This window comes from Acetivibrio clariflavus DSM 19732, from assembly GCF_000237085.1.
Classification (GTDB): domain Bacteria; phylum Bacillota; class Clostridia; order Acetivibrionales; family Acetivibrionaceae; genus Acetivibrio; species Acetivibrio clariflavus.
In genome coordinates this window covers 174,710-190,735 of sequence record NC_016627.1, presented here as the reverse complement: position 1 = coordinate 190,735, position 16,026 = coordinate 174,710, and the positions used below count along the sequence as shown (strand labels likewise).

General features: G+C 31.7%; 18 protein-coding genes and 1 pseudogene. 5 read left to right on the top strand and 14 right to left on the bottom strand.

Annotated elements, in window-relative coordinates:
• Window positions 1-136: 136 nt before the first annotated feature.
• The 7 genes and pseudogenes from CLOCL_RS00890 to CLOCL_RS00865 form a co-directional block, all read right to left on the bottom strand.
• Window positions 137-1,003 (bottom strand): HNH endonuclease signature motif containing protein, encoded by an 867-nt coding sequence (locus CLOCL_RS00890; protein WP_245532826.1) that lies wholly within the window; start codon window positions 1,001-1,003, stop codon window positions 137-139.
• Between the two features lie 446 nt (window positions 1,004-1,449).
• A complete protein-coding gene (locus CLOCL_RS00885) occupies window positions 1,450-2,517 on the bottom strand; it encodes a DNA sulfur modification protein DndB (RefSeq protein WP_014253568.1) in 1,068 nt (355 codons plus the stop codon).
• 239 nt (window positions 2,518-2,756) lie between these two features.
• A complete protein-coding gene (locus tag CLOCL_RS00880) occupies window positions 2,757-3,935 on the bottom strand; it encodes a retron St85 family RNA-directed DNA polymerase (RefSeq protein ID WP_014253567.1) in 1,179 nt (392 codons plus the stop codon).
• A gap of 200 nt (window positions 3,936-4,135) precedes the next feature.
• On the bottom strand, window positions 4,136-5,038 hold the full coding sequence (locus tag CLOCL_RS00875) for a retron St85 family effector protein (protein WP_014253566.1): 903 nt from the start codon (window positions 5,036-5,038) through the stop codon (window positions 4,136-4,138).
• Window positions 5,039-5,123: 85 nt separating this feature from the next.
• Window positions 5,124-5,306, bottom strand: coding sequence for a hypothetical protein (locus tag CLOCL_RS00870; protein ID WP_148263760.1), 183 nt, complete (start codon window positions 5,304-5,306; stop codon window positions 5,124-5,126).
• Between the two features lie 2 nt (window positions 5,307-5,308).
• Window positions 5,309-5,419 (bottom strand): annotated as a pseudogene (locus CLOCL_RS23745) (AAA family ATPase); the annotation flags it as partial.
• A gap of 243 nt (window positions 5,420-5,662) precedes the next feature.
• Window positions 5,663-6,547, bottom strand: coding sequence for a diguanylate cyclase (locus CLOCL_RS00865; RefSeq protein ID WP_041715341.1), 885 nt, complete (start codon window positions 6,545-6,547; stop codon window positions 5,663-5,665).
• Between the two features lie 112 nt (window positions 6,548-6,659).
• On the opposite strand from CLOCL_RS00865, the gene CLOCL_RS00860 reads away from it, so the two are divergent.
• Window positions 6,660-6,905: a helix-turn-helix domain-containing protein gene (locus CLOCL_RS00860; protein ID WP_014253564.1), complete on the top strand. Its 246-nt coding sequence runs from the start codon at window positions 6,660-6,662 to the stop codon at window positions 6,903-6,905.
• A gap of 254 nt (window positions 6,906-7,159) precedes the next feature.
• Here CLOCL_RS00860 and CLOCL_RS00855 read toward each other — a convergent pair whose 3' ends face one another.
• Both CLOCL_RS00855 and CLOCL_RS00850 read right to left on the bottom strand, forming a co-directional pair.
• Window positions 7,160-7,447: a stage V sporulation protein S gene (locus CLOCL_RS00855; protein ID WP_014253563.1), complete on the bottom strand. Its 288-nt coding sequence runs from the start codon at window positions 7,445-7,447 to the stop codon at window positions 7,160-7,162.
• A 492-nt stretch (window positions 7,448-7,939) separates the two neighbouring features.
• Window positions 7,940-9,493: a toprim domain-containing protein gene (locus CLOCL_RS00850; protein WP_041714812.1), complete on the bottom strand. Its 1,554-nt coding sequence runs from the start codon at window positions 9,491-9,493 to the stop codon at window positions 7,940-7,942.
• Window positions 9,494-9,643: 150 nt separating this feature from the next.
• Between CLOCL_RS00850 and CLOCL_RS00845 the strand changes: the two genes are divergently transcribed.
• Both CLOCL_RS00845 and CLOCL_RS00840 read left to right on the top strand, forming a co-directional pair.
• Window positions 9,644-10,468, top strand: a complete 825-nt coding sequence (locus CLOCL_RS00845; RefSeq protein ID WP_014253561.1) for a sigma factor-like helix-turn-helix DNA-binding protein — start codon at window positions 9,644-9,646, stop codon at window positions 10,466-10,468.
• A 325-nt stretch (window positions 10,469-10,793) separates the two neighbouring features.
• Window positions 10,794-11,081, top strand: a complete 288-nt coding sequence (locus CLOCL_RS00840) for a hypothetical protein (RefSeq protein ID WP_014253560.1) — start codon at window positions 10,794-10,796, stop codon at window positions 11,079-11,081.
• 750 nt (window positions 11,082-11,831) lie between these two features.
• On the opposite strand, the gene CLOCL_RS00835 is transcribed toward CLOCL_RS00840, so the two are convergent.
• Both CLOCL_RS00835 and CLOCL_RS00830 read right to left on the bottom strand, forming a co-directional pair.
• Window positions 11,832-12,122: a hypothetical protein gene (locus CLOCL_RS00835; RefSeq protein WP_014253559.1), complete on the bottom strand. Its 291-nt coding sequence runs from the start codon at window positions 12,120-12,122 to the stop codon at window positions 11,832-11,834.
• 4 nt (window positions 12,123-12,126) lie between these two features.
• The gene (locus CLOCL_RS00830) at window positions 12,127-13,035 is read right to left on the bottom strand and encodes a ParM/StbA family protein (RefSeq protein WP_014253558.1); all 909 of its coding nucleotides are present in this window, start codon (window positions 13,033-13,035) and stop codon (window positions 12,127-12,129) included.
• Between the two features lie 530 nt (window positions 13,036-13,565).
• Here CLOCL_RS00830 and CLOCL_RS00825 point away from each other — a divergent pair.
• Both CLOCL_RS00825 and CLOCL_RS00820 read left to right on the top strand, forming a co-directional pair.
• Window positions 13,566-13,970 carry a four helix bundle protein gene (locus tag CLOCL_RS00825; protein ID WP_014253557.1) on the top strand — a complete coding sequence of 135 codons (405 nt, stop codon included), beginning with the start codon at window positions 13,566-13,568 and terminating at the stop codon, window positions 13,968-13,970.
• A gap of 109 nt (window positions 13,971-14,079) precedes the next feature.
• A complete protein-coding gene (locus tag CLOCL_RS00820; protein WP_014253556.1) occupies window positions 14,080-14,634 on the top strand; it encodes a Uma2 family endonuclease in 555 nt (184 codons plus the stop codon).
• A 94-nt stretch (window positions 14,635-14,728) separates the two neighbouring features.
• Here the strand turns inward: CLOCL_RS00820 and CLOCL_RS00815 are convergent, their stop codons facing one another.
• The 3 genes from CLOCL_RS00815 to CLOCL_RS00805 are packed head-to-tail and all read right to left on the bottom strand — an operon-like array spanning window position 14,729 to window position 16,007.
• Window positions 14,729-15,163 (bottom strand): DUF134 domain-containing protein, encoded by a 435-nt coding sequence (locus tag CLOCL_RS00815; RefSeq protein ID WP_014253555.1) that lies wholly within the window; start codon window positions 15,161-15,163, stop codon window positions 14,729-14,731.
• The gene (locus tag CLOCL_RS00810) at window positions 15,148-15,633 is read right to left on the bottom strand and encodes a Fur family transcriptional regulator (protein WP_014253554.1); all 486 of its coding nucleotides are present in this window, start codon (window positions 15,631-15,633) and stop codon (window positions 15,148-15,150) included. Before CLOCL_RS00810 ends, CLOCL_RS00815 begins: the two co-directional genes overlap by 16 nt.
• Before the next feature lie 17 nt (window positions 15,634-15,650).
• A complete protein-coding gene (locus CLOCL_RS00805; RefSeq protein ID WP_014253553.1) occupies window positions 15,651-16,007 on the bottom strand; it encodes a NifB/NifX family molybdenum-iron cluster-binding protein in 357 nt (118 codons plus the stop codon).
• Between the last annotated feature and the right edge of the window lie 19 nt (window positions 16,008-16,026).

Sequence of the window (16,026 nt, the reverse complement as noted above, 5' to 3'; positions counted from 1 at the left end):
AAACCATATAAAGTTTGCTGACAAAAAACTACCTATTATAAAATGTGATATCGACAGTTTAACATACCTTATAATTAAAAAAAAACAACACTGCATTTAAAAGTTTTTAATGCAGTCTATAAATCAATATCTCAATCTATAGATGCTGATTTAAAACAATCTGCTCTTCTACTCCATTATGATAAAGGAAAATTAATTTTTGCCTGACAAAAACAGGTCTTGCCTTATGAATAATCCGATGATGATTGGGGCAAATAATAACCTGATTTTCAGCATTATTATTGAGTGATTCAACAAACGGGTCTATATGGTGAGATTCTACAATATTGACTCCATACTTTTCACCAATATTCTCTCTGCAAATCTGACAACGATAATTATAAAGAAGTTTCAGGCTTTCTCCTATTGCCCTGTTAAGTTTCCGAATCTTTACTATTTGATTCACTGCAGCAATAGTGGCTGTGGTATCAACAGTGTTATAGTTAATACTGGCTTCATACTCCTGCTCATCTTCATGAACCATTGTTTCCTTTACTATCCTTGTATCCTCCTGCGTAATACATTCAAGCAGATATGTATCTGGATAGTCTGTTGTATATATAGCCAGGTATTCCTTTATTTCTTCAGGAACTTTAATGAATTTGCGTTGATTTTCAGGCAGGCTATTTCTCTCCTCTAATATATACCTGTAACTTACAGCAAAAATGCTTCTAAGTCTTTCCGCAATCTCACTTTGTGGATGATACCTTATTTGCAGTATATCTTTTCTGTTTGGATATTTTCTCTCATCAAATTTCTGGTTTACAAGCCTTGCCTTATAAGTCTTTCCTTCCAGTACCAGATAAATGTCTTTAGACTGACCTCTTGGCAAAAACTTATTTATAGTAGTTTGGAAAACTACCTGTATGGTTACTGGAATGCTTACACCCTGCTGCAACACCGACCAGTCTACTTCTTTTTTGTATACATAGTAGTTATCATTTATCATCCTATCATCCCTCATACTTATCACCATTTACCCTATTTTATTTATTCTACAATTAAAATTAAAACCCTTTATATGTCTTAAATCTCAATTAAAAAACTGCCTACTTTGAAAGTAGACAGTTTAGTGAAAGATGCATCAATGATGAAACCAGTTTTTACTGAAGCATTTTATATATAATTAATTATTCATGTCAAGTATATTTTTTCTCTAAAATTTATCTTAATCTCCTGCCTCTTACCCCTAATCCCAATACCTTAGCCCTATAAATATATGTATATTAGTGAGTCAAGGTAAAGACTTATGGTTTAAGGGGTTTGGCGAATTTTTATGCGACAAAAATTATACTCCTGCCCCAGATATCAACCTTATAACTGATTCCATAAACCTTCCCCATCTAAGCAAAAAAGGCTGCCAGATTAGCCTACCATCAGCATCCTGTCAGCCATATTTATTGCATTTAATTATGCAGTTTTTTCATTTAGTAACTTTTTAAACATCTTTTCAATCTTATTAGCAAATGTTTTTCTGCTTTCATTGTTATTTACTATAGTATACCCCTTTCCCTTTCCTCTTTTAATAACATCTCCGTACCACTGCTTAGCGCCTTTTGATAAATCTAGTTCATTAACTAATGGTAAATATTCTTTCCAATTCTCCTTTTCCCTTAGAACCTTGCTTATCGCCACGTATCCGTAGAACATGAAATTTTCGCCAATCAGCGATGTCTCTTTGCTCTGTGCCCTCTTTTCGTAGTTGTGAAGTTCAGGTATAAGGTTTATTAATTCATTAAAAAACTCTGAAAGATATTTTGCAAGTTCTATCGCTTGAACCCTTGTTCCTACATCCTCATACACTAATTGTATAGCATTTACCAATGTTGCAAATGTAACAATATGCTTTTCATCCTTCTTTGGTATGGAATTTCTTACCACTTCTACCCTGCCAGCCAGGTCGCTACCTTTCATAAGTTCCCTGACAATAATGTTTGCAAGACCCGTTTGATTAAAGTATTCAGCACGGCTTGAACTGATTTTTAGCCCCTGTGAGAACTGATGAAATTGCTGCTGAGCAGTCTGCACATCATAATTAGTGATTTTTACAGGGAATTTAAGTTCAGTTAAATCAAAGGCTGTATTTTCTTTGTCATTTGATTCTAAAATCATTGCTAATGCCCTTATCCTGTGTTGTCCATCGGAGATATTGATTTCTCCGTTTACATTAAGATTTCCCTCGTCATCAAGTTCAATCTTTTCATTGCCGTCTTCAAGCACATTTAATGTAATCATATCTGTGAAATATTGGCCTGACAGCATAGAAGTGTAAATTTTTTTAACATTAGCCTTGCTGTACACAGCAACCTCAACTTGACTATTATCTTTCCCTCTTTTAACCTTTGTTCCTCTCTGGATTTCTGGGTTATAAGTTATTACCCCATCCCTCCATATCTCTGCTAATTCCTGTCCATCGATAACCACCTGATATTCCCTCTCGCCTATCTGACTCACATTCCTGAACACGTATTCCGACATATGTACTTTTCCTCCTTTATTTCTGCACTTATAATAATACAGCAATCTTTTACAATACTAAAATTATGGGCAATATTTTCTGTTTGTATTCTATCAGATATAGGATTAAGGCACAAGGGAGAAGTTAGTTTTGCTCCCTATACCAATAAAAAGTATGGCTACATTTGAAGTAAATTTGCAAAATTAAAAAGTGCAGGTTCTCTCCCCGCACCTTAAAGTATATTATAAATGATTTGCTACTATTCATAAGTTTCTTTAGTTGCAGCAGCATTTGTTTTGAACTCATCTTGTTGACTTTGTATATGTGCTGACAAAAAGTCCACTTTTCCAATTTTTCCGAGATATTCTTGCCTGGCACTCACTATTTTTTCTAACTCCAGACTAACCTGGTCATCGTAATCATATCCTTTATAATTCATATCTTGTATTTCCTTAAAAATCTTGTTGTCATTAAACCGCTCAACTATTTCCTCAAAAAATGCGTAATCCTTATTTGATAAACTATTTATGTAAGTTATAACTTTTTCCCTATATCCAACTTCAATGGAATTTATATAAGATACTATCCCTCTAATTCTATCAATCTGGCTATAATCGGCTGTAACTATTGCCTGATGTATCATTGCTCTAACAGTTCGTTTTAATTGCTTACTTGCCTTTATTTTACTATCATTCACAGTAATTCCAGTAACTTTTTTGTGTGAACCTGGAGATAGCAGTCTTGTCTTATTTTTATTGACTTTAAATCCTTCATCCTCAATTATGTTAATTATAATATTTATCGCTTTAGTAAGTGTCTGTTTATTATCACTTGAAAAGGTTAAATCGTCAGCATATCTTGTATAAAGAATATCCCTTTTTCCACATAATCCTGACAACCGATTATCTAACCTGTAACAAATTAAATTGGAAATATAAGGCGAGCAAACTCCCCCTTGAGGTAAATACCCATTATAAGTACATAGATTAGTTAAGATATTTGAAACCATATTGTTATAGCCCAAGTTCTTAAAAAGATAAAACACTCTTTCTCTTTTTATTGAATGGAAAAAATCTTTAATATCCATTTCAAGTATATATAGGCTGTATCTATGATGCATTGCATTTTTCTTTATGCCATTATTTTTCCCTTTTTTATATGCCATCGCTTGCTCTGATAAACTAACTTTCTCCAATATTTCTTTCAAAATCCATCGTTGTATTAATTTTAAAGAATATGTGGGACTAAGTATCTCTCTACTTGTACCATCTCTCTTTTTAATATAAAATCTTTTGTAATAGTTTTCTGTTTTTTTGGTTAATAAAAAGATAAGTCTTTTACTGATTGCAAAAGCATCAGATAACGAATCTAAATCTGAAATAGTTGGTAGATTCAAAGCATTTAAAATAAAACTATCTGTATAATCTTTTTGAATCATTGACAACACCGTCCTCCTTACCTTTATTCCTTTTGATGAAGTAAGTGGCTAACTTCATATATATGAAGTTGGACGCTTACTTCATTAAATATAGTCCTGACATAGCACCTCGGAAAGCGAACCACTTCCCACTACTTTCATATAAATAAATATTGTGCACGTTTATACAAAAGTAGTAGCATCTAAGGATAACGATGTTGTCAATAATATGCACTTTTAATTATACCTAATCTTATCGAGTCATACAACAACGTTCTATTTTTGATGTCAATGCTATATAACACATTATAAATGTTATTATATCCTTTTTGTGTTAATGAGTAAAACGTTTTCTCCTTTACAGTTGTTTTATAAATATATCTATCCTTATATAATAGTTTTAAAGACGACCTAAATAACCATTCAAAATCACTATCATCATATCCCTTAATTTTAAATAAATATTTCAGATAATTTGTTAATTCTATATATTCGAATGATTTAAAAAAATACAACATCAACGGCACTATGTAATACAGTCCTAATATAGTATTTACCGGTTTATTCTGTTCTGTTCCTATTTTTATTACTCCTCTAAATCTTCTTGATTTGATTTCACTGCTAAGTTTATTGCTTAAATCTTCTAATTTATTTTTACTATAAAAAAATACATTTTTATTATTAATTCTTTCTATTACTTTTATCGGTCCCAACATAATAAAACTTTTATCTTTTTTCCTTTTTTCTTCAATAACAGCAATAACTTTACCAACTGTAGCATCATTATTTGTAAATGCACCTAGTTCTACAAGTGAACCAGCACTTTCACATATTATACATATTATATCACAGTTATCAGCCAAGAATTTTTCTAAACTTAGTAAGTCTGATTCTTTATCTTTATTTAATATCTCCATGAATAACTCTTCTGGATATAAAATTCTGATTCCTTTCTTCTTTTCCAATTCTTTTCGTACTATATCTCTTACAGAAATATTTCTACTTCTGCTTACACCACCACACAGAAATACATCTATATAATTTTGATTTATTTTCTTATATATATCATCATGAATCTTAAGAAGCATTTGTTTAACTAGCGTACTGATATTTGAATAATTCAAAACCTATCCCCCTTAAAATATAATTATACTAACTGGTCTAATAGTTTTCTTAGTTCTATTATTTTTTAGGCTTATTCCTTCCGTTTTATACTTGATATAAAATATTTAAAGGCTTAAGGTCATTTCTATTAGACGATGGCGTTTTAATTCCTAAAAACCCCTTAATGTCATCCTCAAAACTAAAAATAGACTTTGTAAATTCATTTTTATTACTTGTAATAAAATCATTATTAATACCATCAATGTATTTATCTTTATCACTATCCATAATCACTGAATGTGACTTAATGTTGTTATTATATTCGTTTTTCCTACATTATTTTCGCCAATTAAAAGAGAGTAATCATCTAAATTAATCGTAACATCTTTAATTGAACGAAAATTATGTAATTTTCATTGCTGTAATCTCCCTTTACAAACCAAAGTAAATTCATCCTATTTTTCCACATTATATCATATGCTTCAACAATTTTATATAGTTTTTTATTAAGAAATATTCTAAATAGTGTTGAATACTACTTATTATCAAATTACTTAAATCCTAAATAAAAAGTGCAGAATTCACTTCTGCACCTTAACCCTTATTCCATATCCCTTATAAACCTACTTCCTTTTTATCCCCTGCTATTCATCTATTAAGTACCTTGTAATAAATTCATCCAATTTCTGGCTTAGTTTCAACGTCTCTTCATTGTTTATTCCTTTGCCCTCGAGGGTAACTTTTTTATTCAACTCATCTCTTAATTTCTCTATTTCCTGAAGCAAATGCTTCAATTTCTTACTATCCTGTTTGTCTTTAGATTTTTTTACTCTTTTCTCTTTGTATAAATCTCTATCTGCCATTTTTATTATGTCCCCCATGTTTCTTAAACAATCATAATAGGCTGCTCCTGCACTAATTTGAATATTCATCCCTTGCCCTGCTGCTAATTCACTAATCTCTTTTCTTATTCTTTCTATTACTCTGTAAGCAGCCTTTTTATCCTGATTAAAAAGTAAAATTATAAATTCATCGCCTCCGTACCTTAGTCCCGCATCCTCCTTTCTTATACACTTTTTAATCGCTTGTCCTACAATCTCGATAGCCTTATCACCTGCTGTATGTCCATATGTATCATTTATTTCTTTTAGATTATCCACGTCAATAAGTATTAGGGAAAAGTTTTGGGTTCTAGGGTGAAGAGTTACATCACTGATAATCTGCTCCCAATAATTACGGTTATATAACCCAGTGACTGCATCAGTCAATGCTTTTCTACAGTTTTCACACTTAGGGTATTCTAATACAGCAGTAATCACATAATACATATTGTCAGTAATATTAACTTCATCAATAGTGACATGATAATTCTCCAAATCATATTGAACAGGTAAATCATCAAGCAATCTATTTACGATATCCAGTTTTTTAATATAATCTATAGCATTTCTATTGTCTATACTAGCATATTGAATACCACATCTTTTACTTAATACGATGCGAATTATCTCTCTAGTTTTGTCTTCCATATACACAATAATTAGCCCCCAAATTTATGGTTTGTTCTTTATTAGAACATATTATTGCATAACTTCGGATAAAATACAACTGTTCCAATAAAGAACATGAGGTGATGTAATTATGAAATTAATACTGGATTCCGAGCAACGCAATATTGCTGGTTCCAGAGTAAAAATTGCAAGGTTAAGAAATAATCTAACCCAACAACAGTTATCCGCTAAACTGGAAACCTTGGCCGTGTATATAGACAGAGCCAGTATTTCTAAAATCGAGCAACAAAAACGCATTGTGACTGACTATGAGTTACTTGCCCTGTGCGAAGTCCTCAAAGTCAGCCCTGGTTGGCTATTAGGGTTAGAAAAATAGTTTTTGTTCTAATAAAGAACATTATAATATATACCCTTATTTTTGTAAATCTAACAGTCTCTTTTTCCTTTTCTTGCACCTTTACCTTATATCAGTCCTCATTTACCCACCTTGTTTGCCTTCATTTACCTATATTTATCAAAGCATAAAAAAACACACCTCTCCTCTGCGTTATGCAGTATAAGAGAAGTGTGTCCCTCTCGACCATATGTTCTCATATTACCATATTCTAGTTGGTAATACAAGGATTAATATTATTTTTTCTTTGCAATTAATGTCCATCGAATGGCCGTTTTGGAAACTGGATGCATACCGTTCTCTGCTGTATTTACTTTTATATAGTATGGTCTCAAATTGAATCTGTAACCATCTTTTACAAGAAACTCTGTTGTCTGAATGAGTGCTTTTATCGTAGCGTATGCTGCTTTAATCCCTATGCAATCTATATGGATAATAGAATCCTTTAAAACATATTCAATTATCACTTGTGCGACAGCATTGGCATTACTATCCCCAGATACCCTTAATACCTGCACATTCACAATAAAATCCCTCCTTTATGCTGGTTTTAAGCATTATAAGAAGGAATTTTATATTATTTCAAGTTAAAATAGCAAATAAGTAAAGTGTTATCTTTTCAAACAGTTAAACTTTGTTTGTTAGTTCTTATAAACAGTTGAACTTTGTTTGTTAGTTCTTATAAACAGTTGAACTTTGTTGTTTTTCCTTATAAACAGTGGTGCAAATGTGTTTGCCAAATCCAGTCATATTTGCACCACTGTTTGATAAGGAGTAACAATTAATTTTACCTTTTACTATAATATTTAAAAAATACTTTATTAATAAAAATATGTATCATAGTTTAACTGTTTGTAAGAGTCAACAATGAATTAAATATTTGTAATAAAAATATATACACAGTTCAACTGTTTATAAGGATTTAACAATCCCTTTATATTTCTATATATATTATACTGGCCTCAAATTTAAAAACGTGACACTTTTTTAGAATATTTTTTAAATTTTTTTTGATTTTATTCTACAGCACTTTTCAGTCCTGTATCATAATCTTTCACAACGATTTTCTTCTTGTTATATCTTATAGTCTGGAGTTGTGCAGTTTTATATGCTTTGTCTACCTGCTCTTTTGTGGCTTCTCCTGCATCCTTTGCTCCTTCGAGAATCATCTTATAGATGTTTCTGAATCCTAATTCCTGAAGACTCTTTACATTATTCTCAAAACCTTTTAACCCAGCCTCATCGTTGTCAACAAGTAGATATATCTTAATTTCTTCTCTTACATTCTCATACAACTGGTAAAGTTGATATAGTTGTCCCTTACTGAGGGAATGGCCGAACATCCCCACCGTATTTTTATAGCCATGTTTAAGCACCATTTTCATTACATCAAAAGGACCTTCAACAATAAAAACTTCTTCTTTACTACTATTAATCAGCCGGTTTGCATTATATAAAGTGCATCCTGATTTAAACCCCTCAAAATTATAATATTTTTTATATATGCAGTTTTGATTTTCAATCTCTTTTATTTTTTCTTCTCTACTAATATCTTTTAATCCCAGCCTTTTAGCCCAATAGTCGTAATGTTCTTCCTCGCTGTATTTATTTCTCCCCACAACCCCTACAAGCCTATCATTTAAATCTCTAACCAGGAAACATATTCTGTTTCTAAAACCATTAGCACAGTCTCTTCCTGCAAAATACACTTCCATCTCTTCCGCATCCTTTACTGTAAATCCCCTTTTAAAAAATGCAGGAGGATATACTCCTTTATTAAAGCCAAAGCCTTCAAGACTAACCTCTGGAAGAATTCGCTTCTCAAGCACAATTTCTTCCTCCACATTTACAAATTCTTTTTTTATTTCTGCAACATTTTTATGCTCAACATTTGAAACTGTAATCCCTAAAACACCTGATATCCATTCCAGTGCTTCAGTAAAACTATAGTTTTTCTTTTCACATACAAATTTAATAAAGTTTTCTCTTTTCCTACATTTAAAACAGCCAACAAAATAAGAATTGTCATTACCTTTCTTTAAAATTGCATGCTGATACCTTTTACTATGCATATCACATCCCCAGGGGCAGTGCTCAAACTTCCCATTTTCTATTGCATACCCTAAGGCTCTGATTACGTGCTCTATATTTAATTGGCTGCTATCATTAATCTTCTGTTTCAACTCATCATAGTATGCATATGTCTGCTGTTGATAGTCATTATAATCGGTTTTCATCTTTTCTGGATGATATTTAAGGTATGTCTTGACAACTATTCTTATTTCTTCATTATCGTTATGGATAAGATAATTCTCTAAATAACTTCTATTTAATTCATTAATCTGCTTTAATGTCAGGCCTTTGTATTTCCCAAATCTAACAATATAGTCACCCGCATATGTTTTAAAGCATTCTGCAATTTCTTCTTTTACTGCATCGTTTGTGCTTCTTTTGTACTGTCCCCACAAGTATTGTAGGCCTGTAAAACTGGCATGGATGGTTTCCATATTCATAACTTTCACCATATCCATCCCTTTTACCTTACCGAATGTAAATGTTTTGTTTTCCATATACATCGCCTCCGTCTTAATTTGGAGGCATTATATTAGGCGTTTCGTTAGGTTTCAAATTTTCATCTTATTTTTTAAGATTTTCGCCTGAAAATTTGATTTTCTTCCTGCCACGGCTAAAATGTCAAAAACAGTCGTGGAGGAATGTTTATGTCAAAAAAGCCATTTGTAAATGATGAAGAAGTAAAATTTTTGTTATACCAATATAAACTAGGGCAAAAAAAGAATATCTTAAATAAGCATCAGCAAAATGATGTTTTTATCAATCTTTATAATATAATTGAACCTCTTTTAAAGTGGACAATAACAGGGGATATAACTAAAATCTACTCTCCAAAGGTTAGAGAAAAAAAGTATTCTAAACTTATTAAACTACAAAAATCATTATTGCCCAATGAAAATGGTAATAGTTTCAAATTTAAATTTGATTTTACCTCCGCTTTAGAGAAATACCTGAAAGATTATACCCAACTATATGGATATATAGATGACAGTCAGCCTTGGAACTATTCCTTAATTTATCCCTTTTGGGAACTGATAAATAAGATATCTTTACAAAAAATTGAAAAATCAATAGATAAATATGATAATCAGTACTCCTTTTACCTTGCTGTCAAGTTCTGCGACCAGTATTGGAATTACATATATAAATGTATTAGGAGAGATTTGACGATACAGGTGCTTAGTATAGACAGAATTAAACATGAATGCTCTTTAAATGAAACAACTAATTCTTTTGATAAATTCCAATATAAACACAATATGTATACTCTTATCGACGCTGATGGCACAGATGATATTTTTTCCAGTATTAAAGGAATATTAACAGAAAAAGAACAGCAAGTATTAAATTTGCTCATAGATGGATATACCCATATAGAAATTGCCCAAATACTAAATATTACACCTGAATATTCCCGTCAGATAAAAGCCAGGGCTTGTAAAAAGATTCGCAGCCATCTCTATGCAGAATAATATAGTACTTTGCATACATAGAAGTTCATGCTACTGAATTAATATGTTATGCACTCATATGGCTTGATATATTTTTATGTCGTCTTTTATTTTTAGCCTTTATACTTCTAATCCTGTTGTTAATATATATGTAATTAGTTGAAACTGTATAAACCTTTGAATTCAGAAGGTGTAAAGCATTTTTATGGCGACAAAATTAACTTTAACCATATAATTGACGCATTGCAAGAAAGAAAAATTTTTTTGAATTTGAGAAAATATATTTGACTTTTATTTTTATCCTTTCCTATAATGCCATAAAACTTTGGAAAGGAGATGGTGCTTTATGAAGAATAAGCATCTTAAATCAGAAGTGGCTAATTTATTAGAAATTGTTGATAAGACTTTTGGTAAAGATTCTGTACAATATCAGAATTTGGACTATTATTTTGATACTCTAGTAACCGTCTACGAATACAACTATGACAGCGAAAAAGACTTGCTGGGCGAATTAAAAGATTTAATAAATAAACTTTCTGAAAAAATACCTGAATTAACTCCTAAACAGTTTAAAGAAAAATACCCTAACATAAGCGAAATGATTGATTACCTTGATAAATGGCTAACCGACTAATTATCTTTCAAGGCTTTCCAGTTTTATCGATGGGAAGCCTTTTTTCTATAGATTTTTAATAAGATTTAATGGGTAAGAAAAAACAATACCTTTAATAGTTACTACCATATTATACAGTTACGAATTCCAAGCGACCTACCCCTTTAGACCTATAGCCTCTTAAAACTGCTTAATCAATTTTAGAAACGCTTTTTTATCCCTTAACCCTAAAAAATCATTTCTAACCCCTTTTCCCAAGTCAAAGCATATAATACCTATCAAATTGCTCTATTTCTAATGCAAAAAGGTTGGTTTCTAAGAATTGATTCTTATTAGTTTTCTATATAAAGGAAACCATTTCTAAAATCGAGTTTTACGCTTCTATTATACTCCTAAGAAAAATTACTTTGCATAAAAACAAAATAGGGGAAGAAACTGCAATAAAGCAACCTCTTCCCCTATTTTGCCGATTTACTAACTACATTCCCTAGAATGCAGTTTAAATATAGCATATCATGGAATTAGTTGTAAAGAGTCTATCTTTAATTTTAATTATCCTCAAATTATTATAGTTCCTTTTAGTTCCTAACTTTTTATTCCAGTTCTTTTTGGGACTGTATATTATAGAATGAGGAATTAGGAGAAAGGGACAGGGAGGAATAAGGCTTACCATAAGGAAATTTATGGCTTATTCAATGTCTCTCCACCTATACTTTTATACAAGAAAAAAAGCAGGAAGTCTGGAACTTCACTGCTTGTATAGGTTAAAGTCTATAGACTATCAAACATATCAAATATATCGTCAGGCAATTCATGCTGTACGCAATTATCCTTATCTTTTCTAATATTTTCTATAGTAATTCCTCCACATTCCGCTATCGCTTCTTTCACAGCCTGTTTGACTATTTCCTTATCAATGCCCTTATCCCTTTCTCCTATATAACTTAACACTGCCTTAATTACATAATCTGTTTTATATTTTTGTGTAGAAAGAATACTATACACTTTGGCATTATCCTCTCTATCCATAGAAAAAGATAGGTTTATCCGTTTTGTTGCCATAAAATCACCTTCTTAGTTCTTGCTCTAATAGGATTTTAAAACCTTTGGCATTTGCAAACTGGTCAAGAAAGTCCGTGTACTTTACTCTATTTGACTTTTCAATGTAATCCTGAAGCATTATGCTCCCTCCCCCTGTAAAAACAGTAGGATTGTGAAACTCAAATCCATATTCTTGTATTTTCGCTAATATATTTTCTACATACTCTTCTGACATCACTTCAATCATTTCCTTAATATCAGCCTCGAAAAGAACAGGTTCTTTTCCTGCTATAATATCCTGTATCTGAGTTTCCGTAAGTCTGATATTTGTTTTAAGAAGTTCCTGCTGTATATTGGCGATTAATGTGATGATTCCGTTGGGAAGCGAATAGCATGCTGAAACATCTATGATTCCATTTTCTACTCTGAAAAAATCAATTGTATATCCACCAATATCGATAACATTGCATAGAAGATTTCTGTAACTGTTAAAAACAGTTATTAGTGCGGAATACCCTTGAGGATAAGTACGGCAATCAACTATATTAATTGCATAATCCTTTTTGTTAAAATTAAACTTTATATCCTGCCTTAAAAAATATTCCCGAAACTTTTTCTTAAGTGTTCCATAACTTATAATTGGAAGTCCTACTCCCAGAATTACATCTGCTTGGCCTTCCATTCCTGCTTTGTTTACCGCATCTGCTATTGCTGGCAAAGACAAGATGAAAGCATCCTGGTTGATTGTCTTGTCCATTTGAACACTTAACCTCTGGCCTCCGATGCTATAAAATTTACCTTCATAAATTAAAAGATTGCTTGATGAAATTGGTTCAGTATTTGATTTAGTAAAACCTGATTCGCTAATATAACCTTCACTTGTTTTTGTACATTTGTTACCATTATCAAGACCTAATAAAATCCTATTTCTCATAACAATTCCTCCAATCTTGTGGTTTTGGTTCTTCATAGTTCTTTTATTAAATCACTTTTTATAATTTCAAGTATTTCTGCAATAAAAAAATTGCTTACCTGTTAACCAGGTAAGCGTAGGAATTTATCTTAACGGAGGTATATAATGTTAACTTATATAAAATACCTTATTATAAAAGACAATTCTTTATAGTAAATCATCTATTACAAAGTCAAGTATTTTTGTTTTTCTTTATATCCTATATCCTCTTCCTCCTTATCACTTTACCCTTCTCTAAATTATATATGTATTTAGTAAATCCCCCCAATTCATTGATATAACAATGCTTTAATATACTTTTAAGCGTCAAAAATCATGTTAGGATATTAATCCTAAGTGCAAATGTTAAGGACTAATTATGCATTATAAAACTCCTTAAGCCTTTTAACTATTTGAAATAATTTTATAAAAAATTCTAGTATAAAAATTTGACTTACGCTTAACAATCCGTAAAATGTGGAAAAATCTAATATTTGAAAGGATGAATCTAAATGAGCAATGTTTTAGTCATAAGGGATTTTAAGACACTTAAAGTTTGGCAGAAGGCAAACGCTCTTGAACAAGAAATAGAAGCATTGGTTAAAGCATTTCCAAGCCATGAGCAGTATCGGCTTACTGACCAAATCATTAGAAGCAGTCGAAGTATTTCCGCAAACATAGCCGAAGGAAATACCCAACTGTTTATAAAGCGGGAATTATTCCATGCCAACGCTGCTCTTGGCAGTTGTGGCGAAACGAGAAACCATTTACTTACCGCATATCAGAACAACTATATAAGTGAAGAACAATACAAAATTTTAGATGAGAAATTCCTTGAAGTAATAAAAATGTTGTATGGCTATATAAAGATGCTAAAATCTAATTTAGATAATGAATCAGTTACAATTGACACCTAATACTTTAAAATTTTTACATACTCCATAATATTTTCTCGCCTGCAATCCTTATCCCCTTTTATTATCACTAATGGATATCGTAAAATGTTATTGGAAAGGAAGTGAAGATGTGACTCCTGAAAAGAAGATAGTAAGCCTTAAAAAATTTTTAGAAATGGATAAGGGAGAAGATAGGCTTGAATATTTTAATGGTGAAGTAATCTATCTTCCTTCCCCATCAGTAGAACATCAGCGAGTTTTATTAAATATAGGAGCAGAACTTAGGAATTATTTTAAAGGCACATCTTGTGAAGCATTTGCACTAATAGATTTATGGTTAATAAACAAAGAAAAATCCTTGAATGTCAAAGTTCAACCCGACCTTATGGTAATTTGTGATAAAACAGGATTAAGGGAAAATTCATATTGCGGCACGCCTGCCTTAATTGCTGAAATAATATCCTCATCAAATGAAAGCCATGACAGAATAAGAAAGTATATTACCTACATGGAGTTTGGCATAAAAGAATATTGGATTATAAATCCCAAACTTAAAACAGTTGAGGTATATGTATTAGAAGAAGATGAGTACAAACAGAACGGCGTTTATAAGGGTTGCAACAGTGCAGTATCTCAAAGTTTTAATGGACTTGAGATTCGCTTGGAAGATATTTTTCCTGAATGATAAGATTAAATTCATAATTATAAAAATACAGTTCATATGATATAGGTATATCACAAGAACCGTTTCCCTGATATCTCCAATATTATAATTTACTCTAATTTCCACACCACCTATGGCATAATCTTCTCTTTTTCTCGCAAACTACTTCGTTTGAACCACAGGAGGGGCAAGTATGCTTATCATGTTCATAATTCAAATCATAAACCTCACCACAATTTAGGCACTTAAATTGGCATAAACCTGAAGTATAATTCCCTCCGCTTATGTGTATTGCATTGCCTTGCGTTAGTGCTATCGCTACTTTCTTTCTTGCACTGTCTATGATGTTTTGAAAAGTCTGCCTTGAAACCTGCATCCTCTCCGCACACTCTTCCTGACTAAGCCCTTCAATATCTTTTAACCTCATGGCTTCAAGTTCTTCAACCTTGAGAGTAATTTCTTCCACCTCGCACTTTCTTTTGCCTAATGGTATGAAATAAGTGTTCTCTGGAAAAAATTCAACTCTTCTGCATTTTATCGGTCTTGGCATTCGTTTACCTCCCTGCATCTTTTACATAACCCAATGAGCATTATATTGACATCGTAAATATCCAAATCATTCATATCTTCTATAGCCTTGTTTACCTTTAAATATTCTAAAGCAACTTTTCTTTCATCAATGTCTATTATATCATTACATTTAACACACTGGAAATGAATATGCAGGGGCTTTTTGCTGTAGATTTTCAGTTCATAATAACTTACTCCATCTACAACAATTTCTTTTACTATACCAATACTACTAAATATCTTTACATTCCTATATACAGTAGCAAGACCCATACTGGTTTTTTTCAACCTTTGGTATATCTCTTCCACACTCAAATGCCTGTCAGCAAGGAAAAACTGTTCCAGTATCAATTTTCTTTGCTTCGTAAATTTATAACCGTTTTTCTCTACCAATTTTCTGATTAGAGAGAACTTATCCTTTGTCAGAGTATTATTCTTTACCCCCTCCATAAGGACACCTCTGTTATTTATTCATGACAGTGACCTTCATGCTGATGTTCTCTGCATATGCTTCCTGTGGATTTTAACTCTCCTTTTAAATATTGCTGGACAACATCATCACAAGAACCTTCTGCTCCTACAATCACATCTATATTGTTTTGGGCAAATAACTGCTGGGCTGTTTCTCCCATGCCGCCAGAGATGACAACGTTTACTCCTAATTCTTTTAGGAAGTTAGGTAGGAATCCTGGTCTATGGCCTGGATTTTGTATGAAATCCTTCTTTAGCCCCTTACTTTCATCAACATCATACACTGTAAATCCTTCACAATGTCCAAAGTGTCCGCTAACAAATTTCCCTTCACATGCAACTGCTATTTTCATTATTAATGCCTCCTTAAAA